The organism is Delftia sp. DS1230 (assembly GCF_040112715.1).
Lineage (GTDB): Bacteria > Pseudomonadota > Gammaproteobacteria > Burkholderiales > Burkholderiaceae_C > Comamonas > Comamonas tsuruhatensis.
On record NZ_CP157763.1, the window covers coordinates 3,485,159 to 3,505,120 of the forward strand.

Annotated in this window: 21 protein-coding genes and 1 tRNA gene; 7 read left to right on the top strand and 15 right to left on the bottom strand. The window is 66.7% G+C overall.

All coding sequences use genetic code 11. The features are described from left to right. Positions 1-6 precede the first annotated feature (6 nt). On the bottom strand, positions 7-759 hold the full coding sequence (locus AAN986_RS15690; protein WP_349335393.1) for a hypothetical protein: 753 nt from the start codon (positions 757-759) through the stop codon (positions 7-9). Positions 760-965: 206 nt separating this feature from the next. Next, positions 966-1,253: a hypothetical protein gene (locus AAN986_RS15695; protein ID WP_349335394.1), complete on the bottom strand. Its 288-nt coding sequence runs from the start codon at positions 1,251-1,253 to the stop codon at positions 966-968. Positions 1,254-1,336: 83 nt separating this feature from the next. On the opposite strand from AAN986_RS15695, the gene AAN986_RS15700 reads away from it, so the two are divergent. From AAN986_RS15700 to AAN986_RS15715, 4 genes are all read left to right on the top strand, one after another. Further along, the gene (locus AAN986_RS15700) at positions 1,337-3,175 is read left to right on the top strand and encodes a DNA cytosine methyltransferase (protein WP_349335395.1); all 1,839 of its coding nucleotides are present in this window, start codon (positions 1,337-1,339) and stop codon (positions 3,173-3,175) included. Positions 3,176-3,233: 58 nt separating this feature from the next. Then, a complete protein-coding gene (locus tag AAN986_RS15705) occupies positions 3,234-3,416 on the top strand; it encodes a hypothetical protein (RefSeq protein WP_349335396.1) in 183 nt (60 codons plus the stop codon). Between the two features lie 14 nt (positions 3,417-3,430). Beyond that, positions 3,431-3,652: a hypothetical protein gene (locus tag AAN986_RS15710; RefSeq protein WP_349335397.1), complete on the top strand. Its 222-nt coding sequence runs from the start codon at positions 3,431-3,433 to the stop codon at positions 3,650-3,652. A 192-nt stretch (positions 3,653-3,844) separates the two neighbouring features. After that, a complete protein-coding gene (locus AAN986_RS15715) occupies positions 3,845-4,903 on the top strand; it encodes a site-specific integrase (protein WP_313281427.1) in 1,059 nt (352 codons plus the stop codon). Positions 4,904-4,928: 25 nt separating this feature from the next. Here the strand turns inward: AAN986_RS15715 and AAN986_RS15720 are convergent. From AAN986_RS15720 to tolB, 5 genes are all read right to left on the bottom strand, one after another. Next, positions 4,929-5,004 (bottom strand) — tRNA-Lys (locus AAN986_RS15720). A gap of 68 nt (positions 5,005-5,072) precedes the next feature. Continuing rightward, entirely contained in the window at positions 5,073-5,900 is an 828-nt protein-coding gene (locus tag AAN986_RS15725; RefSeq protein WP_047218277.1) for a tRNA threonylcarbamoyladenosine dehydratase, read from the bottom strand. Then, the gene (gene ybgF / locus AAN986_RS15730) at positions 5,900-6,682 is read right to left on the bottom strand and encodes a tol-pal system protein YbgF (RefSeq protein ID WP_047218276.1); all 783 of its coding nucleotides are present in this window, start codon (positions 6,680-6,682) and stop codon (positions 5,900-5,902) included. Before ybgF ends, AAN986_RS15725 begins: the two co-directional genes overlap by 1 nt. Continuing rightward, positions 6,682-7,224 (bottom strand): peptidoglycan-associated lipoprotein Pal, encoded by a 543-nt coding sequence (gene pal, locus AAN986_RS15735; RefSeq protein ID WP_016446824.1) that lies wholly within the window; start codon positions 7,222-7,224, stop codon positions 6,682-6,684. The genes ybgF and pal overlap by 1 nt, the downstream gene beginning before the upstream one ends. Before the next feature lie 78 nt (positions 7,225-7,302). Further along, the gene (tolB, locus tag AAN986_RS15740) at positions 7,303-8,622 is read right to left on the bottom strand and encodes a Tol-Pal system beta propeller repeat protein TolB (RefSeq protein WP_016446823.1); all 1,320 of its coding nucleotides are present in this window, start codon (positions 8,620-8,622) and stop codon (positions 7,303-7,305) included. A 189-nt stretch (positions 8,623-8,811) separates the two neighbouring features. Here tolB and msbA point away from each other — a divergent pair, with 189 nt between their 5' ends. Beyond that, positions 8,812-10,629, top strand: a complete 1,818-nt coding sequence (gene msbA, locus AAN986_RS15745) for a lipid A export permease/ATP-binding protein MsbA (protein ID WP_016452860.1) — start codon at positions 8,812-8,814, stop codon at positions 10,627-10,629. A 55-nt stretch (positions 10,630-10,684) separates the two neighbouring features. Here msbA and AAN986_RS15750 read toward each other — a convergent pair whose 3' ends face one another. From AAN986_RS15750 to mltG, 6 genes are all read right to left on the bottom strand, one after another. Beyond that, positions 10,685-11,410, bottom strand: coding sequence for an ankyrin repeat domain-containing protein (locus tag AAN986_RS15750; protein ID WP_016446821.1), 726 nt, complete (start codon positions 11,408-11,410; stop codon positions 10,685-10,687). Beyond that, positions 11,407-12,213 carry a TatD family hydrolase gene (locus AAN986_RS15755; RefSeq protein WP_016446820.1) on the bottom strand — a complete coding sequence of 269 codons (807 nt, stop codon included), beginning with the start codon at positions 12,211-12,213 and terminating at the stop codon, positions 11,407-11,409. The genes AAN986_RS15750 and AAN986_RS15755 overlap by 4 nt, the downstream gene beginning before the upstream one ends. 96 nt (positions 12,214-12,309) lie before the next feature. Further along, positions 12,310-12,669, bottom strand: coding sequence for a PilZ domain-containing protein (locus AAN986_RS15760; protein WP_016446819.1), 360 nt, complete (start codon positions 12,667-12,669; stop codon positions 12,310-12,312). A gap of 128 nt (positions 12,670-12,797) precedes the next feature. Beyond that, the gene (locus AAN986_RS15765; protein WP_016446818.1) at positions 12,798-13,847 is read right to left on the bottom strand and encodes a DNA polymerase III subunit delta'; all 1,050 of its coding nucleotides are present in this window, start codon (positions 13,845-13,847) and stop codon (positions 12,798-12,800) included. Continuing rightward, on the bottom strand, positions 13,844-14,530 hold the full coding sequence (gene tmk, locus AAN986_RS15770; protein WP_016446817.1) for a dTMP kinase: 687 nt from the start codon (positions 14,528-14,530) through the stop codon (positions 13,844-13,846). Before tmk ends, AAN986_RS15765 begins: the two co-directional genes overlap by 4 nt. A 69-nt stretch (positions 14,531-14,599) precedes the next feature. Next, positions 14,600-15,601: an endolytic transglycosylase MltG gene (mltG, locus tag AAN986_RS15775; protein ID WP_016446816.1), complete on the bottom strand. Its 1,002-nt coding sequence runs from the start codon at positions 15,599-15,601 to the stop codon at positions 14,600-14,602. A gap of 46 nt (positions 15,602-15,647) precedes the next feature. Here mltG and AAN986_RS15780 point away from each other — a divergent pair, with 46 nt between their 5' ends. Further along, positions 15,648-16,595 (top strand): folate-binding protein YgfZ, encoded by a 948-nt coding sequence (locus tag AAN986_RS15780; RefSeq protein ID WP_047218275.1) that lies wholly within the window; start codon positions 15,648-15,650, stop codon positions 16,593-16,595. A gap of 35 nt (positions 16,596-16,630) precedes the next feature. Here AAN986_RS15780 and AAN986_RS15785 read toward each other — a convergent pair whose 3' ends face one another. After that, the gene (locus AAN986_RS15785) at positions 16,631-17,494 is read right to left on the bottom strand and encodes a YbgC/FadM family acyl-CoA thioesterase (RefSeq protein WP_047218274.1); all 864 of its coding nucleotides are present in this window, start codon (positions 17,492-17,494) and stop codon (positions 16,631-16,633) included. Between the two features lie 46 nt (positions 17,495-17,540). Then, a complete protein-coding gene (locus AAN986_RS15790) occupies positions 17,541-18,545 on the bottom strand; it encodes an alpha/beta hydrolase (protein ID WP_047218273.1) in 1,005 nt (334 codons plus the stop codon). A 263-nt stretch (positions 18,546-18,808) separates the two neighbouring features. On the opposite strand from AAN986_RS15790, the gene AAN986_RS15795 reads away from it, so the two are divergent. Next, entirely contained in the window at positions 18,809-19,945 is a 1,137-nt protein-coding gene (locus AAN986_RS15795) for an iron-containing alcohol dehydrogenase (RefSeq protein WP_016446813.1), read from the top strand. Positions 19,946-19,962 lie beyond the last annotated feature (17 nt).

Below are 19,962 nucleotides of genomic sequence, written 5' to 3' on the forward strand. Positions count from 1 at the left end.
GATTAACTACGAAATCAGTACATCATGCGAAGGATTACTTACTTTCCTTGCCAGTTGTTCCTTGTTGACTAGAAGTTGAACCGGAACTAACGCTCTTGTCACTGCTTCGTTGAGCGTCGCGCTCTGTGCGCCACTTATTGAACTCGTCAGAGAACTTTTTGTAGCGATCATTTCGCCAGTTGCGGTAATCCTCATCCAAGGCGTCAACTTGTTCCTGACGCCACTGATGATAGTCAGGGTCGAACGGTTCACTTGTCCGGCCCTGACGTACATATTGCTGGTCAGAATTGCCGTAATTGTTTCCGCCCCCTCCACGATCCCAGCCTTGAGTATCTCGGCCAAAATCACTGCGTTCATGGCCGCCCCATCCGCCTTGCTGCGAATGGCGCGAGTAGCCTTGATCTTGTCGAGAACGTCCATACCCTTGGTCGCCGTATCCGCTGCCGCCGCCGTATCCGAACTCCCGACGACCAGGCGCTGGCCCGTATCCGCCGCCGTAGCCACCTTGCTGCTCGCCTTGGTACCCCTGATAGGCGGACTGCTGCCCGCCAGGGTAGCCCCTTTCGGGGTATCCACCGCCTTGCTGACTACCTGAGTAGCCGCTGCGATTTCCTTCCCACTGGCCCTCATCGCGCCACTGGTCCTGCCCGCGTCCTGCGTAGGAGCGGCGGCTTTCGTCAAACTGATCGCGTCGGCCGTTTCCGTCGCCAGAGTCCTGCTGCTGTTGACGGTTCTGACCTTGTCGGCCGTGGTCTTCATGCTGTGCCATTGCTGGTTCCTTTCATGAGCTTTGACTTCAGGCTCGGAAATTCAAGCCTGCCAAGTCTCTGAGCAATCAGCATTCCTAGCCAACATCCAAGAAACATAACCTCACATTTCTTTAACCGTGAAACATTTGCCCCCGCATTCCTTTCTATTCGTGCTTTGAAACTCAGGACCACACAGCGCGCATGGGACACCTGTCCTTACACGTCAAGCAACGAAATCTGGGGAGCCAGTCCTGCTGCCAACTTCAACGAAGCGATACCGTGGATTTGCTCCCAATTCTTTTTATAGGAGGCAAGGCAGCCGGCACGAAGACCAGCATCCCCGCCTGCCAGCTTGTCGAGTGCGTCCCCAGAGATAGTGCCGCTGCAAAGGACATCTTCTACCCAGAAGTTAAACGATACCTGCCGGGGATTCGCTTTGTATTCGGCACCAAGATCACATCGGTCCATCTGTGCTCCTTTTTTGTAGAGCCCTAATTTCACCATAAGCCTCCAATCACGGGGGCAATCCCGAAGCCGCCCGGCCCGACCGCGAGCGGCCTTTTTTTGCCCAGATTTCAAGGAGCCGCATGCTCACCCCTCAATTTCTCCTGCCCCTCGCGGCAAAGCTGGTGATCGACCTTTTCGCCGGCGGCGGTGGCGCATCGACTGGCATCGAGCAGGCAATCGGCCGGCCCGTTGATGTCGCCATCAACCACGATGCAGACGCCATCGGCATGCACCAAGTCAACCATCCGCAGACCAGGCACTACCGTTCCGACATCCGCGAGGTGGACCCGCTGGCCGTGACCAAGGGCGAGCTGGTGGGCCTGTTGCACGCATCGCCGGACTGCACGCATCACAGCCAGGCCCTGGGCGGCCAGCCGCGCAACGGGGAAATCCGCTCGCTTGCCTGGATCGTCATCCGCTGGGCCGGCAAGACCCAGCCCGATGTAATCACGCTGGAGAACGTCGAGCAGATGATGCAGTGGTCCCCGCTGATTGCGAAGCGCGATCCAGCCACCGGCCGCGCCATCACTCTGGACCGCATCACGGACCCCGCCACGGGAAAAGCCACCTTCCGCGTAGCCGAACCCGGCGAGGTGGTGCCGCGTCGCAATCAGTTCCTGGTGCCGGACCCGAAGCACAAGGGCCGCAGCTGGCGCCACTTCATCCAGGCTCTGCGCGACCTGGGCTACAAGGTCGAATGGCGGGTGATCTGCAACGCCACCCTGGGCTCCCGCAGCACCCGCACACGGCTCTACCTGATCGCGCGCCGCGACGGCCTGCCCATCGTATGGCCAGCGCAGACGCACTGGAAGAATCCGAAGGCGGGCCAGAAGCCATTCCGCCAGGCAGCGGAGTGCATCGACTGGAGCATCCCCGGGCAAAGCATCTTCGGGCGCAAGAAGGAACTGGCGCCGGCCACCATGCGGCGAATCGCGCATGGCCTGCACAAGTTCGTGCTGAACAGCCCCCAGCCATTCATCGTGAACATGGCCCACGGCGGGAAGATCGAAATGCTTGACCGCCCCATGAGCACCATCGCCACGGAAAAAGGCGGCTGCCGTGCACTGGTGTCGCCCACCCTGATCCAGATGGGCTACGGCGAAGCCAAGGGCCAGGCCCCGCGCGTGCTCGACCTTTCCCAGCCCCTAGGCACGGCCGTGGCCGGCGGCATCAAGCACGCCGTCAGCTCGGCATACCTGGTGCAGGCCGGGCACGGCGAAGGCAAGGACGGCGGCAAGCGCTGGAGCCACGGCGCCAATGAGATCCGGGGACCGCTGGGCACGGTGACGGCCAGCGGCGGTGGGCAGAGCCTGGCATCCGCGTTCATGGTCCAGGCCAACGGCGGGTTCAACAGCACGCCGGCCCGCGACCTGCGCGACCCTGTATCGACCGTGACCACCAGCGGCAGCCAGCAGCAGCTGATCGCCGCCCACCTGTGTACGCTGCGCAGGAGCAGCGTGGGCCGCGACATGCGCGAGCCCGTGCCCACGGTCACAGCCGGGGCCGAGCACCACGCACTGATCCAGTACTACCTGTCGCCCGATCAGGAGGCCGGCGCCCTGCGCTGCGCCGCATTCCTCATGCGCTACCACGCCAGCGGCGGCCAGTGGGCGGACCTGCGCGACCCCATGACCACCATCACCACGCGCGACCGCCTGGCGCTCGTGACCGTATGGCTCAAGGGCGAGCCCTGGGTGATCGTGGACATCACTCTGCGCATGCTGGTGCCGCGTGAACTCTACAACGCCCAGGATTTCCCCCCTGGCTACGTCATCGACCGGACCGCCTCCGGCAAGCCCCTGACGAAAACCGCCCAGGTCCGCATGGTCGGCAATTCCGTGAGCCCGCTGCCCATGCGCCTCATCGTGGCCGCCAACTACTCAGAGGCCTCATCCAGCTCAATGCGACGCGCGGCCTGATCACTGCTTCACCCAAAACCGGCCCGCTCAATGCGGGCCGCTTCATTTCTGCATCCACATGTCCAAGAACACACCCCAGAAGCCCTACACCCCTCCCAGCAACTGCTACCAGGGCACGGAGCTGCAACCGCATCCAGGCTTGCCCGCCTCGCGCTTCTATGCATTCACGCTGCCCAGCCGCGTAGGCGGGCATCTGTACTACCCCGCGCCCGCGCGGCGCACCGAGCCTTTCCCAGCCTGACCTGGAGTTCCGCCATGACGATGATCAACACCCCTCTCGTGCTGCTGGCACAGCAGTGCGGCGGCACCTTTCACACGCCCGGGCCGACGCGCGCAATTCGCGGCATGTGCTTCACCTTCGAGCAGTTGGAAACACTGGCGGAGCAGCTGCGCTCGAAAGCAGCTGCGTCGCCCTATACCCACCAGGCCCAGGCCCAGGCCCAGGCTCCGGAACTGGCCGCGATGCCGAATGAGTGAAACCGCGCTCACCCTAAAACAGGCAGCCGAACGACTGCAGGTTTCCTACGGAACCATCTTCGAAAGGCGGCATGAGATCGCCTTTCGCCTACCCGGATCGCGCATATGGCGCATCTGGCCATCTGCCCTTGCTGCTCTCAACAAACCTCGCAACAATGTCACCCGGCTATCGTTGCGGAACCAGGATAGTGAATGCCCATCCGCAAAGATCAAACTTCCGGAATCTGGTGGATCGATCTACGCACGCCAAGCGGCGAAAGAGTTAGACGATCTTCTAAAACGACCGAGCGCAAGGCAGCTCAGGAGTACCACGACCGCCTGAAAGCGGAGATGTGGCGGCAGGACAAGCTGGGGGAGCAGCCGCAGCGGCTTTTCGAGGAAGCTGCCGTTCAATTCCTCCGCGCCTCTGCTGGACAGAGCGACTACGACACCAAGGTTCGGCACGTCGCGTATTGGCGCACCGTCTTCGGCGGCAGGCCAATCAGCTCTTTAACAAGCGACGTCATCCTTGACAACCTGCCCACGCACTTCGTGCGCCACGGCTCCACGGTGCAGCGGCCCACATCGCAGAGCACCAAGAATCGGTACATCGCCACCCTGCGGACCCTGCTCAACATGTGCGAGAAGATGCAGTGGCTTGGCCGCGCGCCCATTCTCAGCAACTACCGGGAGCCGGCGGTTCGCATTCGGTTCCTGACCCGCCAGCAGGCCCGCACCTTCATCATGGCCTTGTCTCAGGACTGGATGCGGGACATCTGCCGCTTCGCCCTTGCCACGGGCATGCGAAGCGCAGAGATCCTCACGCTGACCTGGGACAAGGTAGATCTCAAGCGCTCCATGGCCTGGGTCAGCGCCGATGCCTCCAAATCAGGTTCCGCGCGAGTGGTCCCGCTCAACAGCGAAGCGTTGGACGTGCTGAACGCGCGCCCGAAAGGCGTCAACGTCTTCACGCGGCCTACCGGGGCACCTGTGAAGCAGGTCGATGCACGAATTCTTGCCCGGGCCTTCGCCGCAGCCGGTGTCGAGAATTTCCGCTTCCACGACCTGCGGCATACCTGGGCGAGCTGGCATGTCCAATCCGGCACGCCCTTGTTCGTCCTGAAGGAGCTGGGAGGCTGGAAGACGCTGGAGATGGTGAAGAAATATGCCCACCTGGCGCCGGAGCACCTGGCCCAGTACGCAAACGCGGTCATGTTTTGGTCAGAGCAGGCCCCCGAGGACAAGAAAAAAGCCCCTACGCTTGCGGCGTAAGGGCTTGATTTCATTGGTGTTTATTTGGTGGGTCCTGCGAGATTCGAACTCGCGACCAACGGATTAAAAGTCCGCTGCTCTACCGACTGAGCTAAAGACCCGAACCACGCTTTGCATGCATCAGATGCTGCTCAGCGAAGACATAGATTCTAGCACCAAATTTTACGCCTCAATTCTTGATGCGGCTCAGTTGATCGATGACCCAGCCTGCGGCGCACTGGCCAAAGGTGGCGGTGACGGCTACCACCGAGCCGTAGCCGTGGCAGTTGAGCGTGCCGTCGCCTTCGATGGCGCAAGAGGCATCGGGCGGGGCGACGGCCTCGCGGCTGAAGACGCAGGCGATGCCGATGCGCTTGCCTTCCTTGGGCGCGCCATGCTCGCGGCGCAGGCGGTAGCGCAGTTGGGCCAGCAAAGGGTCGTGCGTGGTGGCGCAGAGGTCTTCGATGTCCACCTTGTGCGCCAGGCGCTTGCCGCCGGCCGCTCCGACCGAAATGAAGCACTGGCGCGTGGCGCGCGCATGGGCGGCCATGGCAGTCTTGGCCTTGACCTGGTCACAGGCGTCGATGACGGCGTCCGCGTTCTGGGGCAGCAGGCGCAGCCAGTTGTCCGGATCCACGAAGTCGTCGATGCAGTGCACGCGGCAGGCCGGGTTGATCTGGGCAATGCGCTCGCGCATGGCTTCGATCTTGGCCTGGCCCACTGTGGTGGAGAGCGCGTGAATCTGGCGGTTGATGTTGGACTCGGCGACATGGTCCATGTCGATGAGTGTGAGCTCGCCCACACCGCTGCGTGCCAGCGCCTCGGCGGTCCACGAACCCACGCCGCCGATGCCCACCACGACGACGTGCGCGGCGCGGATGCGCGCGGCGCCCGGCACGCCATACAGGCGCTCCAGGCCGCCGAAGCGGCGCTGCAGGTCGGCATCAGAAAAAACAGCGCCTGCTTCAGGCGCTGTCTTGTCTTCTCCCGGAAGGGATGAAGAGACCGTGTCGTTCATCACTTGAGACTGGCGAGACGGTTCTTGGCCGCGGCTGCGGCTTCGGCGTTGGGATAGGCCTTGATCAGGTCTTCCAGCGTCTTGCGCGCGCCCTTGGTGTCCTTCATCTCGATCTGGCAGTTGGCGATGGACAGCGCCGCCTCCGGCGCCCGGCCATGCATGGGGGCTGCCGCCAGCAGCGCGCGGAAGTTGGTGATCGCGTCCTTGTAGTTGCGATTGGCGTACTGCGCATTGCCCAGCCAGAAGCGGGCCGAGGGCACGTAGCCGCTCTTGGGCCACTGGTTCAGGAAGGACGAGAATGCCGTGCCGGCTTCGGCAAAGCTGCCTGCGCGGAACTGCGCCAGCGCGGCTTCGAAGTCGCGCTTCTCAGCCGGGTCGGCCGCGAATTCCTGGCCGTCCACCGTCACCGTGACCGGCTCGAACTGGCGCAGGCGCTCGTCCACGCCCTTGGCGATGTCGCGCTGGCCGCGCTGCAGCTCGGCCACATCGCGCAGCAGCTGCTCGTTCTGGCCGCGCAGCTTGGCTTGCTCGGACTTGAGCTGCTCGATCTGCGACTGCAGTTCGAGCAGGCCACGGCGCGTTTGCGCGCTTTCCTCGGTCATGCGCTGCTGCGACTGCTGCATGCTGTCGACACGCTGGCGCATTTCGAGGATGGCGCGGCGCGCCTCGTCATCGCCGAACAGCGCGGCATGGCCGCTGGCGGCGTAGCCGGCCATCAGGCCGGCAGCCAGCAGCGTGCGCAGCGCGGTGCGATGCAGGATCGGGGAGCGCTGCATGTTCATCAACGGTAGGACAGTTCAGCGCGGCGGTTTTGCGCGTAGGCGTCTTCGGAATGGCCTTCGGAGGCAGGCTTTTCCTTGCCGTAGCTCACGGCTTCCATCTGCGCGTCGCTCACGCCCAGCAGGCCCAGCGAGCGGCGCACGGCTTCAGCGCGCTTTTGGCCCAGGGCCAGGTTGTATTCGCGGCCGCCGCGCTCGTCGGTGTGGCCTTCGATCTGGACCTTGCGTGCAGAAGACGCCTTCAGGAAGCGTGCATGGGCTTCTATCTGGGGCTGGGCGTCGGCCTTGACGACGTAGCTGTCGAAGTCGAAGTAGACGATGCGGCTGACGCCCTGGGGACCTGCCTTGTCGGCAGCCGAGCCGGTCAGGTCCACGCCCGAGATGCCGCTTTGCGAGGTGCTGCCGGTGCCGGCACCGCTGCCCTGGCCCGTGCTGGAGGCGCCCGCGTCGGTGACCGGGGTTTCGTCGAGCTTGACGCCCGAGCTGCAACCTGCCATGAGTGCGGTGACTGCAAGTGCCAGGGAAAGTCGTTTGATGGTGATCATGAAAAATCTCCGTATGTCCGGATGGACTTCGTGCTGAGTTGACTTGTTGACTGAAAAGAAATCGAGGAAGCCGGGCTATCACTGGCGCTGGAACGGACCCCAGTCGGGCTCGCGGATGTCTCCGCCCTGCCCTGCCAGCCGCGCCTTGATCTTGCCGTCCAGCGTGGTGGTCATCAGGGACTCGCGGCCCTGCTGCAGCGTGGCGTAGACGATCAGGCGGCTGTTGGGAGCGAAGCTGGGGCTTTCGTCCGCCGTGGTGTCGGTGATGGCATTCACGGTGCCGGTGCCCAGGTCCATGACGTGGAGCTTGAAGCCGCCGCCCACGCGCGAGATATAGGCAAGCCACTTTCCATCGGGGCTGACACTGGGCGAGATGTTGTAGTTGCCGGTGAAGGTGACGCGCTCCGCGCTGCCGCCGGAAGCCGGCACCTTGTAGATCTGCGGGGCGCCGCCACGGTCGCTGACGAAGTAGATGGAGCGGCCATCGCTGGAGAAGTTCGGCTCGGTGTCGATGCCGCTGCTTTGCATCAGGCGGCGGGGCTCGCCGCCCTGGGCGCTGATCAGGTACAGCTGCGAACCACCATCACGGCTGAGCGTGACGGCCAGCGAGTTGCCATCGGGAGCCCAGGCCGGCGCGCTGTTGGAGCCCCGGAAGTTGGCGACCAGGCGACGGCGGCCGCTGGCCACATCGTGCACATAGACCACGGGCTTGCGCGACTCGAAGGAAACATAGGCCAGCTGGGTGCCGGTGGGCGACCAGGCGGGCGAGATGATGGGTTCCGGGCTGGACAGGGCGGACTGCGCGTTCTCGCCATCGGCATCGGCCACCCACAGGCGGTAGTTGCTTCCTGCCTTGGTCACGTAGGCGATGCGTGTGGAGAACACGCCTTTCTCGCCCGTGAGTTTCTCGTAGATGTAGTCGGAGATGCGGTGGGCCACCAGGCGCAGGTCGCCGGTGGTGACGGCAAAGCCCTGGCCGCCCAGGTCCTGGCCCTTGACCACGTCCCAGAGGCGAAACCGCACGTCGTAGCGGCCATCGGCCAGGCGCGTGATGCTGCCCACGGCCAGGGAATCTGCGCTTTTCTGGCGCCACATGGCGACATCGGGACGCGAGGTTTCATCGAGTTGCACGCCGGCCGTGTCCACGGCGCGGAACTGACCGCTGCGCTCCAGGTCGGCCTGGATGATGGCCGAGATCTTCTGGGGCGCCTGCCCTTCTCCCTTGAATGCTGCAATGGCGATGGGCAACTGGGTCAGGCCCACGCCCGTCACTTCGACGCGGAACTGGGCCAGCGCGGGAATTGCAGGAGTGGAGGCAAGAGCGGCCAGCAGGGTTCGGCGCGAAGGGCGCGGCACGGCCGCCAGGGAGGAAGGAGAAAGGAGTCGGTCAATAGTCATTGGCATTCATCAATATCTACGGGAAGACCCCGGTACTTGCACAGGTGCGAATGTTACACACACTGGATGCGTCACGATGTAAGAACGTGCACTGTAGGGTCTGTCGGCCCAGGCTTTGTCGATCCCCGCCAGCCGCATCGGTTCCCCATGGGGCAGCCCCAGGCAAGCCCGCCGTAAAATCCGCGCTTCATGCACGCACCATCCTCACCGCCGCCGGCCCCTGCGCCGTCCGCCGCACCGGCGGCCCATGATCTCGCCAGCACCCTGACCCTGTCGCAGCGCCTGAAGCGCCTGTCCCCCTATTTTGGTGGTCAGCGCCTGGCCTGGACGATGGCCGTGGCCGCCACGCTGGTGGGTGCGGTCACCGAGCCGTTGATACCGGCATTGCTGCAGCCGCTGCTGGACAGCGGCTTCACCGACGGCACGCTGCCCCTGTGGTCGGTGCCGCTGGCCATCATCGGCGTGTTCCTGGTGCGGGGTCTGTCGCAGTTCGTGGGCCAGTACGCGCTGGCGCGCATTGCCAACGAGGGCATGCTGGCGCTGCGCAGGCGCCTGTTCGAGCGGCTGCTGGCGGCCGACATGGCCTTGTTCTCGCGCCAGTCGGCCTCATCGCTGTCCAACACCGTGGTCTATGAGGTGCAGACCGGCTCCACCCTGCTGGTGCAGGCCATGCTGGGCATCTCGCGCGATGGCTTCACCCTGGTGGCGCTGCTGGGCTACCTGCTGTATCTGAACTGGCAGCTGACGCTGGTGGTGGCCGCCGTGGTGCCGGGCGTGGCCTGGATCATGAAGACGCTGTCGCGCCGCCTGTACCGCATCACCAAGATCAGCCAGGAAGCCACGGACTCCCTGGCCTATGTGGTGGAGGAGAACGTGCTGGCCCACCGCATGGTGCGCCTGCATGGCGCGCAGCAGGGCCAGCAAAAGCGCTTTGGCGGCCTGAGCGGGCAACTGCGCAAGCTGGCCATCAAGGCCACCATCGCCTCTGCCGCGATGACGCCGCTGACCCAACTGCTGGCCGCTGCTGCCCTGTCGGCCGTGATCTGCATCGCGCTGTGGCAAAGCCGGGGCACGGGAGCCGCCGCGGCCAATGTGCAGGATGTGACGGTGGGCAGTTTCGCGGCCTTCATCACGGCCATGCTGATGCTGATTGCCCCCATCCGCCGCCTGGCCGATGTGGCCAACCCCATCACGCGCGGCGTGGCGGCGCTGGAGCGCGGCCTGCACCTGCTCGAAGGCTCGGGCGACGAGACCGGCGGCACCCAGGTGCCCGGCAAGGCGCGTGGCGAGATCGAGCTGCGCGACGTGTCCGTTCAGTTTGGCGAGGACAAGGCGCCCGCCCTGAGCCATGTGGACCTGCGCGTGCGCCCCGGCGAGGTGGTGGCCCTGGTGGGGCCGTCCGGCGCCGGCAAGACCACGCTGGTGAACCTGCTGCCGCGCTTTCTGCAGCCCACGGATGGGCAGTTGCTGCTGGACGGCACCCCCCTGCCCGAATGGGATCTGGCCGCCCTGCGCCAGCAGTTCGCCATGGTCAGCCAGGATGTGGTGATGTTCAACGACACCATTGCCGCCAATGTGGCGCTGGGTGGCGTGGAAGACGAGGCACTGCTGTGGGCGGCGCTGGACGCCGCCAACCTGGGCTCGCATGTGCGCGGCCTGCCCCAGGGCCTGCAGACGGTGGTGGGACACAACGCCAGCCAGCTGTCCGGCGGCCAGCGCCAGCGGCTGGCGATTGCGCGGGCGCTGTACAAGGATGCGCCGGTCCTGATTCTGGACGAGGCCACCTCGGCACTGGACAACGAATCCGAGCGCCTGGTGCAGGAGGCGCTGACACGGCTGATGCAGGGCCGCACCACGCTGGTCATCGCCCACCGGCTGTCCACCATCGAGCATGCCGACCGTGTGGTGGTGATGGAGCGCGGCCGCATCGCCGAGCAAGGCACGCATGCCGAACTGCTGGCGCGCGACGGGCTGTATGCCAGGTTGAGCAGGAACCACGCCACCTGAGCGGACAGGATTGGGGGCGGCCATGCCGCTTTCGCTTGCGGCTTGCAGCTGGCGGCTACCAGCTCCCGCGCGAGGGCTGGGTCTTGCGTTCGGCCTTGATGGCCTTGGTGAGTTTGTCGACCATGTATTGGCGGTCCACCTGCCTGGCGAAGTCGGCGGCGGTGAAGCCGCGCTGGTTGCGCAGGATGACGTCGGCGCCTTCGGCGATGAGCAGGTCCACCACGGCTTCGCTGCTGTACTGGGCAGCCAGCATCAGCGGCGTGGTGCCGTTGGGCGATTCGGCGTCGATGTAGGCGCTTTTGTCCAGCAGCAGCTTGATGATGTCCAGCGTTTGGGGCAGGTCGGCCGAGGTGGCGTAGTGCAGCGGTGTCCAGCCGGGGCGGTTGACATCGGCGCCCCGGCGTATGAGTTCCTTGGCCAGGTCCAGGTGGCCCTTGATGCAGGCCATCATCAGCGGCGTTTCGCCCTGCTGCGAGGCTTCGTTGACCTTGATGCCGGGGGACTTGAGCAGCACGTCGAAGACGCCCAGGGAGCCCTGGTGCAGGGCCGCAACCAGACCCGGGCGGCCGCGGGTGTCGCGCGTGTTGGGATCGAAGCCGCGAAAGATCAGGTTGACCATGGCGCGCTCGTTGTCGCTGACGATGGCACGCACGTAGTCGTCGTACTGGCTGGCATGCGCCAGCCCGGCACCGGCTGCAGCCACGGCCGTCAGGGCGCGGCCGGCCCGGGCCAGCCAGCGGCGACGGTCCACGCGGCCGACGGCCGCAGCATTCAGTCTCATGCGACAACCCCCTTGAAAAGCTGATCGAAGTTGGCACTGGTCAGGGCCGCCACCTCCTCGACCGGAATGCCGCGCACCTGTGCAATCTGCTGGGCCACGTACGGCACATACGACGGATTGTTGGTCTTTCCGCGATAGGGAACGGGCGCCAGATAAGGGCTGTCGGTCTCGATCAGCAGGCGGTCGGCCGGCACGAAGGCGGCCACGTCGCGCAGGTGCTGGGCGTTCTTGAAGGTGACGATGCCCGACATCGAGATGTAGTAGCCCAGGTCCAGCGCCGCGCGCGCGACCTCCATGGTCTCGGTGAAGCAGTGGAAGACACCGCCGGCCTGGCCTGCCGAGCCGTCCTCGCCTTCTTCGCGCAGGATGGCCAGCGTGTCGTCCGAGGCACTGCGGGTGTGGATGACCAGGGGCTTTTGCGTCTGGCGCGCCGCGCGGATGTGCACGCGAAAGCGCTCGCGCTGCCACTCCAGGTCGGCAATGGTGCGGCCGCCCTTGCGGTCTTCCATGCCGTAGTAGTCCAGGCCCGTCTCGCCGATGGCGACCACGCGCGCCAGCGCGGCGCGCTCCACCAGGTCGCCCACGCTGGGCTCGGTCATGTGTTCAGTATCGGGGTGCACGCCCACGGTGGCCCAGAAGTTGTCGTGGTCCAGCGCCAGCTGGTGCACATCGCCGAACTCCTCCATCGTGGTGCAGATGCACAGCGCGCGGGTGACACGCGCGGCCGCCATGGCCTCGCGGATCTCGGGCAGGCGGCTTTGCAGCTCGGGGAAGTTCAGATGGCAGTGGGAATCGGTAAACATGGAATCTCGTGGTTCAGAAACAGCCATGCCGACCCGGGAGCTGTCCTCCCTGTCGGCATGCGTGGCAGGCAGGTGCACCTGAAACAGGTGCAGCCATCAGACCGTCTGCGTGGCCTTGTCCGAGCTCAGCGCCGCGCCCAGGATGTTCTCGATCTTGGCCTTGAGCTCGGCGGATTTCTCGTCCTTGGGAAACTGTATGCCTATGCCCTGCGTGCGGTTGCCCGAGGCGCGTGCGGGCGTGATCCACGCCACGCGACCGGCCACGGGATAGCGCTGGGGCTCGTCGGGCAGGGTCAGCAGCACGTAGACATCATCGCCAAGACGGTACTCGCGCTGCGTGGGCACGAAGACGCCCCCTTCTGCGAACATGGGAATGTAGGCGGCGTACAGCGCGGCCTTTTCCTTGATCGCCAATTGCATCACGCTGGGACGGGGTGTGGAGGGTGCGGTGCTCATGGATGGTTTGCAGACATTGGTTCGGTGAGCGGCCGGCGCAATCGGCACCGGGCCCAGGGCCGTAGGTTAACAGGCCGGGCTTTCATGTGGCGAAAAGCGCCTGGCCATGTTCTCCCGTGCCCCGCCCTTCATGCCCGGCGCTGGCGGGCAGGCTGGCCGGACATGAGCACGCGCCGCGCCTCTGCGGCCAGGGCTTCTGCCATGAGGCCTGCGTTGAAGGGATGGTCGGCCGTGCGCGCGGCCTGGGCCAGGGTTCGCGACCATTCGGCCAGCAGGCCCATGTCCAGCGGCCGCGAAGGCAGGTCGGCCGGCGTGAAGTAGCGCGGCGCGGCGCCTGCGGCCAGCGCCATCAGGTCGTGGCAGATCTTTTGCAAGGCCTCCACGGCATGGGGCGGCGCGTAGGCGGCCAGGGCCGCCACATCGCCCTTGGCCAGCGCACGCGGCAGCTGTGACCACGACGCCATGTCGCTGCCGCCACCGCTTTGCGCCAATGCCAGTGCATCGCCGGGCCGCCCGCCTGCTGCGCGCAGCGCCACGGCGGCCGCTTCAGGGGGCACGCCCTGCGTGTCCAGCCAGGAAAGGGCCTCTTGCTGATCCGGCCAGGCCATGGTGTGGATCAGGCAGCGGCTGCGAATGGTGGGCAGCAGCTGGTGCGATGCCTCGCTGGCGAGCACGAAACGCGCATCGCCGGGCGGCTCCTCCAGCGTCTTGAGCAGCGCATTGGCCGTGATGGCATTCATCTGCTCGGCCGGATAGACCAGCACGGCCTTGCCGCGCCCGCGCGCGCTGGTGCGCTGGCAGAACTCCACGGCGTCGCGCATGGCCTCGACACGGATTTCCTTGCTGGGCTTGCGCTTCTTGTCGTCGATGTCGGCCTGGGCCTTCTCGGGCAGGGGCCAGCCCAGCGCCATCATCTGCACCTCGGGCATGAGCACGCACAGGTCGGCATGGGCGCGCACGTCGATGGCGTGGCAGCTGCCGCAGTGGCCGCAGGCGCCCTGCGGCGACGGCGACTCGCACAGCCAGGCACGCACCAGTGACAGCGACAGCGCGTACTGCCCCAGGCCCGAAGGCCCCTGCAGCAGCCAGGCATGGCCGCGCTGTGCGAGCAGGCGTGTGCGCTGTTCAGCAATCCAGGAGGTGTCGGTCTCGGCCGGCTGTGGCAGGGCTTCGTTCATGCCGCACCTCCCTGGCCGCCGACCATGATGGCCAGCCAGCCCCGGCGCACCATGACCTGCGTGATCTGCTGCCAGACCGCATGCCGGCTGGCGTTGGAGTCGATGCGGGCAAAGCGCTGGGGCGCTGCTGCAGCGCGCGACGCATAGCCCTGGGCCACGCGGGCGAAGAAGCTGCCGGGTTCGGACTCGAAGCGGTCCGGCACGCGGGCCGAGGCCAGGCGCTCGGCGGCCACCTCGGCGGGCAGGTCGAACCAGAGCGTCAGGTGGGGCTCGCGCAGCAGATCGGGCTGGGGGGCGGTGCCCGTCTGCACCATGCGCTCCAGCGTGGCCAGCGGCTGCAGGTCGAAGCCACGGCCTGCGCCCTGGTAGGCAAAGGTGGCATCAGTGAAGCGGTCGCAGAGCACGACCTCGCCGCGCGCCAACGCGGGCTCGATCACCTGCACCAGATGGTCGCGTCGCGCGGCAAAGGCGATCAGCGCCTCGGTCAGCGGGTCCATGGCGTCGTGCAGCATCAGCGCGCGCAGCTTTTCGGCCAGCGGCGTGCCGCCGGGCTCGCGCGTGAGCGTCACCGTGCGGCCCTGGTCACGGAAAGCCTGGGCCAGCGACGCGATGTGCGAGGACTTGCCGGCGCCATCGATGCCTTCGAAGCTGATGAACAGGCCGGCGGGGGTTGCATTGGTCATATGGAAAGAGAGGATACGCAAGCGCCGCGGGAACCGCAGCAGCCCTGGGGAATATCTCAGGGCTTTTGCTCAGGGCTTTTGCTGGCCGCGCTGGTAGCGGTTGACGGCGCGGTTGTGCTCGTCCAGCGAGGCACTGAAATGGCTGGTGCCGTCTCCGCGCGCCACGAAATACAGCGCCTTGGTCTGGCTGGGCTGCACGGCGGCCATGAGGGCGGCCTTGCCGGGCATGGCGATGGGCGTGGGCGGCAGGCCCGCGCGGGTGTAGGTGTTCCAGGGCGTGTCGGTCTGCAGGTCGCGGCGGCGCAGGTTGCCGTCGAATTTCTCACCCAGGCCGTAGATCACGGTGGGATCGGTCTGCAGCAGCATGCCGATGCGCAGGCGGTTGGTGAACACGCCTGCGATCTGGGCACGGTCGGCCGCGCGGCCGGTTTCCTTCTCGACGATGCTGGCCAGGGTCAGGGCCTCGTCGGGGCTCTTGAGTGGCGTGTCGGCCGAGCGCAGCGCCCAGACATCGGCCAGGCGCCGGTCCATGGCATGCAGGGCCCGGCGCAGCACGGCCAGGTCGGAGCTGCCCTTGGCATAGGTATAGGTATCGGGGAAGAACCGGCCCTCCGGCGCCACCCCGGGACGGCCCAGGGCCTGCATCAGGGCCGCATCGTCCATGCCCGCGCTTTCCTGGCGCAGGAATTCCTCGCGGGCCAGGGCTGCGCGCACCTGGCGCCAGTTCCAGCCCTCGACCAGGGTCAGCGCCTTGAGCGATTCCTCGCCACGCGCGAGCTTTTGCAGCAGCACATAGGGGGTCAGGCCCGTGGTCAGTTCATAGTTGCCGGCCTTGATCTGCCGGTCCTGCCCCGAGACGCGGAACCAGGCATACAGCAGCCGCGCATCGGTCTGCACCCCGGCCTTGACCACTTCGCGGGCGACGCCGCGCGGCGTGGTGCCGGGTTCGACCTCCAGCTCCAGCGTGGGCTGGGACAGCGGCAGGGGCTGGTTCAGCCACCACCAGCCGGCACCGGCCAGCACGGCTGCCAGCACCAGCAGCATCATCAAAGCGCGAAAGATAAAGCGCACAACCTCGGTCCAAGCAAGCAATAGAGCGGCTGATCATAATTCAGCCATGACCCAGCCTTTACTGAACGGCATCGCCCCCGTTTCCCATCTCGGCGTGATACGCGCCCTCGGCGAAGACGCCGCCCCATTCCTGCATGGCCAGCTGACCAACGACTTCGCGCTGCTCGATCTGCAGCATGCGCGTCTGGCGGCGTTCTGCACGGCCAAGGGCCGCATGCTGGCCAGCTTCATCGGCTTCAAGCGCAGCAAGGACGAGATCCTGCTGCTGTGCGACCGCAGCCTGCTGGCACCCACGCTCAAGCGCCTGTCCATGTTCGTGCTGCGCGCCAAGTGCAAGCTCAGCGATGCCACGGCCGACTTCACCCTGCTCGGCCTGGCCGGCGACTCCGCCGTGCAGGCCCTGGGCGCGGCCGCCGCACCCTGGACCAAGACGGACCACGGGGCCGCCAGCCTGATCGCCCTGCACCCGGCCGCCGGCCAGCCGCGCGCCCTGCGCGTGGCCCCTGTCGGTGCGCCCCTGCCCGAAGGCCCCGCACTCAGTGAGGCCGATTGGCTCTGGAGCGAAGTCGCCAGCGGCATCGCCACGCTGTCGGCACCCGTGGTCGATGCCTTCGTGCCGCAGATGCTCAACTACGAATCGGTGGAAGGCGTGAATTTCAAGAAGGGCTGCTACCCGGGCCAGGAGGTGGTGGCCCGCAGCCAGTTCCGGGGCACGCTCAAGCGCCGCGCCTACATCGCCCATGCCCAGCAGCCGCTGGCAGCCGGCATGGAAGTCTTCACGCCCGAGGATCTGGAGCAGGCCACCGGCACCGTGGTCCAGGCCGCCCCGGCGCCCGGCGGCGGCTGGGACGCCATTGTCTCCATGCAGATCAGCTCGGCTGAGCAGCGCCTGCTGGCCCACGCCGCCCTGGGCGAGGGCCAGCGCGCCGATGCCGCGCAGGCCGTGGCGCTGCAACTCAAGCCCCTGCCCTACGCGCTGCGCGAGGACATTTGAGATTTGGGCCTTGCACCGCCTGAGCTGCCTGCAGCTCAGGCGGTGAGCACTTTCCTCATGGTGATGTGGGGAATGCCGGCCTCTTCATAGGGCTCGCCCTCGGGCGTGAAGCCCGCGCGCAGGTAGAACGACTCGGCATGGCGCTGCGCGTGCAGCACGACTTCGCGGTCGCCGCGCTGGCGGGAGGCCTCCACCAGGCTATCCAGCACGATGCGGCCCCAGCGGCCGCCGCGCACGCTGCGGTCCACGGCCATGCGGCCGATCCTGCCCGCGCCGGGGCTGTCGCTGACCAGGCGGCCGGTGGCAATGGGCTGGCCCAGGCCGTTGTAGACCACGGCGTGGCGGGCCACGGGGTCGAACTCGTCGATCTCGATCTCGCGCGGCACGCCCTGCTCGTGCACGAACACGGCCAGGCGCAGGCGCTCGGCGTCGCGGCCCAGGTCGTTCCAGCTGCCCGATACCACGCGCACCACGCTCTGCCCGGCCTCATAGGCGGTGAGCACGTCGCGCAGCTGCTGCGGCACGGGCAGCGGCTGGCGCGTGGTGGCATCGGCGAACACATAGACCAGTTCCACGGTGTTGAGCAGTTCCATGCCCCGGAAGATGCCGGCCTCGAACAACAGCGAGGTATTGCCCTGCCTGGCACAGCGTATGCCCACATGCAGCACGTCGCCCAGCGTGGCCGATGCGTGGTAGGTGGTGGTGGCCTTCTTGACGAACAGCTCGCCGCCCAGGGCCGCGAAGGATGACTCATAGGGCATGCCCAACTGGCGCCAGTAGTCGGTGACGGCCACGTCGGCGTACATCAGGTAGTGGGCGTTGAAGACGATCTTCTGGGCGTCCACTTCGGACCAGCGCACTTCGATGCGTTGCAGCGTGCGGAAATCTTGGCGTTGCATGGGTTTTTCTCTCCTGTTGTCTTGGGTGTCTTGGATGCCCTGGCTCTCAGGCCGCGAAGGCGTCGGCCAAGGCGCGCGCCATGTCGGCATGTGCACGGCGCGCTTCGGCAATGGCGCGGCCCATCTTGACGAATTCATGGGTCACGCCCCGGTAGATCTCCAGATCCACGGGCACGCCCGACATGCGCAGCTTGTCGGCGTATTCCACGCCCTCGTCCACCAGCGGGTCGCATTCGGCCAGGCCTATCCAGGCTGGGGCCACGCCGTCCACGTCAGGCGCCAGCAGCGGGGCGAAGCGCCAGTCCTCGCGGTCGGCAGGGCTGTTGAGGTACTGGGCAAAGAACCAGGTGATGGCCGGCTCGTCAATGACCAGCCCGTGGGCGAAACGGCGGTGCGAGTCAGTGTCCTGGTGGGCCGTCGTGCCCGGGTAGATCAGCAGTTGCAGGGCCAGCTTCAGGCCTGCATCGCGAGCATGGATGGCGCAGGCTGCGGCCAACGTGCCGCCCGCGCTGTCGCCGCCCACGGCCAAGCGTGCAGGGTCGGCGCCCAGCAAGGCGCCCTGCGAAGCCAGCCATTGCAGCGCATCCCAGGCGTCGTTGTGGGCCGTGGGGAATTTGTGCTCTGGCGCGCGCCGATAGTCCAGCGAGACCACCATGGCGCCCGACAGATGGGCCAGCTGGCGGCACAGCACGTCGTGCGTGGCCACGCTGCCCACGGTGAAGCCGCCGCCGTGCAGGTACAGCAGCACGGGCAGGCCCGTGGCCGGCGTCTGGCTGCGCTCCACGGGCGCATAGAGCCGCGCAGGCAGCAAGGCGCCATCGCGCGCGGGAATCTGCAGATCCTCGACACGCGGCAGAACCGGCTTGGGAATTTCGAGCACGCCGGCCCCCGCCTCGTAGGCGGCACGTGCGCCCTCGGCGCCCAGCTGGTGCAGGGGCGTGCGCGCGGCGCGCTCCATGCGGCGCAGCACATCGCGCATCTGGTGGGTCAGGGACGCCGGCAGCGGCGTGGCATGGGAGGAGGATTCAGTCTGGGACACGTTCAGGAGCACGTTCAGGGACAGGTTCGGTAGCGACTATCGGGCAAGGCAATTCGGTGGGGCCGACCAGGCACGGCGCAGCAGGCATTGTGCCGCGAGCACAAGGCCCTGGCAGCCATGCGATGGCAGTGCACGCCCGTGCTGTCGCCCCCGTGACCGCGCAGGCGCCCTCTCAGGGTTTGCTTTGTTTGCAGTGCAGCACGCGCGGTCTAGATTCGGCGCACTCCCCCTGATCCCCACCACGGGCCGCAGCGGCCCGCAACGAGTCACCGACCATGGCTTTCATCAACTACGTCACCCAGATCCAGTTTGACTTCGGCGCCGTGCGCCTGTTGCGCCAGGAGTGCGAGCGCGTGGGCATCACGCGGCCGCTGATCGTCACCGACCAGGGCGTCAAGGCGGCCGGCGTGCTGCAAAAGGCGCTGGATGGGCTGGGCGACATGCCGCACGCAGTGTTCGACCAGACGCCCTCCAACCCCACCGAGGCCGCCGTGCGTGCAGCCGCTGCAATCTACCAGGAGCAGCGCTGCGACGGCCTGATCGCCGTGGGCGGCGGCAGCGCCATCGACTGCGCCAAGGGTGTGGCGATTGCGGCCACGCACGAAGGGCCGCTGTCGCACTACGCCACCATCGAGGGCGGCTCGCCGCGCATCACCGAGCGCGTGGCACCGCTGATTGCCGTGCCCACCACCAGCGGCACGGGCAGCGAGGTGGCGCGCGGCGCCATCATCATCGTGGACGACCACCGCAAGCTGGGCTTTCACAGCTGGCACCTGGTGCCGCGCGCCGCCATCTGCGATCCGGAACTGACCTACGGCCTGCCCGCCATGCTGACGGCCGCCACGGGCATGGACGCCATCGCCCACTGCATGGAAACCTTCATGGCAGCCGCCTTCAATCCGCCTGCCGACGGCATTGCGCTGGACGGCCTCACGCGCGGCTGGGCGCACATAGAACGCGCCACCCGCAATGGCCAGGACGCCGAGGCACGCCGCCAGCTGATGAGCGCCAGCATGCAGGGCGCCATGGCCTTCCAGAAGGGCCTGGGCTGCGTGCACAGCCTCAGCCACAGCCTGGGCGGCGTGAACCCGCGCCTGCACCACGGCACGCTCAACGCCATGTTCCTGCCCGCCGTGGTGCGCTTCAATGCCGAGGCCGAGAGCGTGCGCGCCGAACAGCGCCTGCAGCGAATGGCCCACGCCATGGGTCTGGCCTCGGGCAGCGACATTCCCGAAGCCATACGCGACATGAACGCCCGCCTGGGCCTGCCCACGGGCCTGGCCGCCATGGGCGTGGAGCGCGCCCAGTTCGCGGCCGTGATCGGCGGGGCGCTCAAGGACCATTGCCACGGCACCAACCCGCGCCTGGCCAGCGCCGACGACTACGAGCAGATGCTGGCCACCTCGCTGTGAGCCGCCGTAGCCGCTGT

Bases quoted from the DNA above. Each gene is read 5' to 3' on its own strand.
- AAN986_RS15690 (WP_349335393.1), bottom strand. From the start codon at position 759: ATGAAGACCACGGCCGACAAGGTCAGAACCGTCAACAGCAGCAGGACT.
- AAN986_RS15695 (WP_349335394.1), bottom strand. From the start codon at position 1,253: ATGGTGAAATTAGGGCTCTACAAAAAAGGAGCACAGATGGACCGATGT.
- AAN986_RS15700 (WP_349335395.1), top strand. From the start codon at position 1,337: ATGCTCACCCCTCAATTTCTCCTGCCCCTCGCGGCAAAGCTGGTGATC.
- AAN986_RS15705 (WP_349335396.1), top strand. From the start codon at position 3,234: ATGTCCAAGAACACACCCCAGAAGCCCTACACCCCTCCCAGCAACTGC.
- AAN986_RS15710 (WP_349335397.1), top strand. From the start codon at position 3,431: ATGACGATGATCAACACCCCTCTCGTGCTGCTGGCACAGCAGTGCGGC.
- AAN986_RS15715 (WP_313281427.1), top strand. From the start codon at position 3,845: ATGCCCATCCGCAAAGATCAAACTTCCGGAATCTGGTGGATCGATCTA.
- AAN986_RS15725 (WP_047218277.1), bottom strand. From the start codon at position 5,900: ATGAACGACACGGTCTCTTCATCCCTTCCGGGAGAAGACAAGACAGCG.
- ybgF (WP_047218276.1), bottom strand. From the start codon at position 6,682: ATGAACATGCAGCGCTCCCCGATCCTGCATCGCACCGCGCTGCGCACG.
- pal (WP_016446824.1), bottom strand. From the start codon at position 7,224: ATGATCACCATCAAACGACTTTCCCTGGCACTTGCAGTCACCGCACTC.
- tolB (WP_016446823.1), bottom strand. From the start codon at position 8,622: ATGACTATTGACCGACTCCTTTCTCCTTCCTCCCTGGCGGCCGTGCCG.
- msbA (WP_016452860.1), top strand. From the start codon at position 8,812: ATGCACGCACCATCCTCACCGCCGCCGGCCCCTGCGCCGTCCGCCGCA.
- AAN986_RS15750 (WP_016446821.1), bottom strand. From the start codon at position 11,410: ATGAGACTGAATGCTGCGGCCGTCGGCCGCGTGGACCGTCGCCGCTGG.
- AAN986_RS15755 (WP_016446820.1), bottom strand. From the start codon at position 12,213: ATGTTTACCGATTCCCACTGCCATCTGAACTTCCCCGAGCTGCAAAGC.
- AAN986_RS15760 (WP_016446819.1), bottom strand. From the start codon at position 12,669: ATGAGCACCGCACCCTCCACACCCCGTCCCAGCGTGATGCAATTGGCG.
- AAN986_RS15765 (WP_016446818.1), bottom strand. From the start codon at position 13,847: ATGAACGAAGCCCTGCCACAGCCGGCCGAGACCGACACCTCCTGGATT.
- tmk (WP_016446817.1), bottom strand. From the start codon at position 14,530: ATGACCAATGCAACCCCCGCCGGCCTGTTCATCAGCTTCGAAGGCATC.
- AAN986_RS15780 (WP_047218275.1), top strand. From the start codon at position 15,648: ATGACCCAGCCTTTACTGAACGGCATCGCCCCCGTTTCCCATCTCGGC.
- AAN986_RS15785 (WP_047218274.1), bottom strand. From the start codon at position 17,494: ATGCAACGCCAAGATTTCCGCACGCTGCAACGCATCGAAGTGCGCTGG.
- AAN986_RS15795 (WP_016446813.1), top strand. From the start codon at position 18,809: ATGGCTTTCATCAACTACGTCACCCAGATCCAGTTTGACTTCGGCGCC.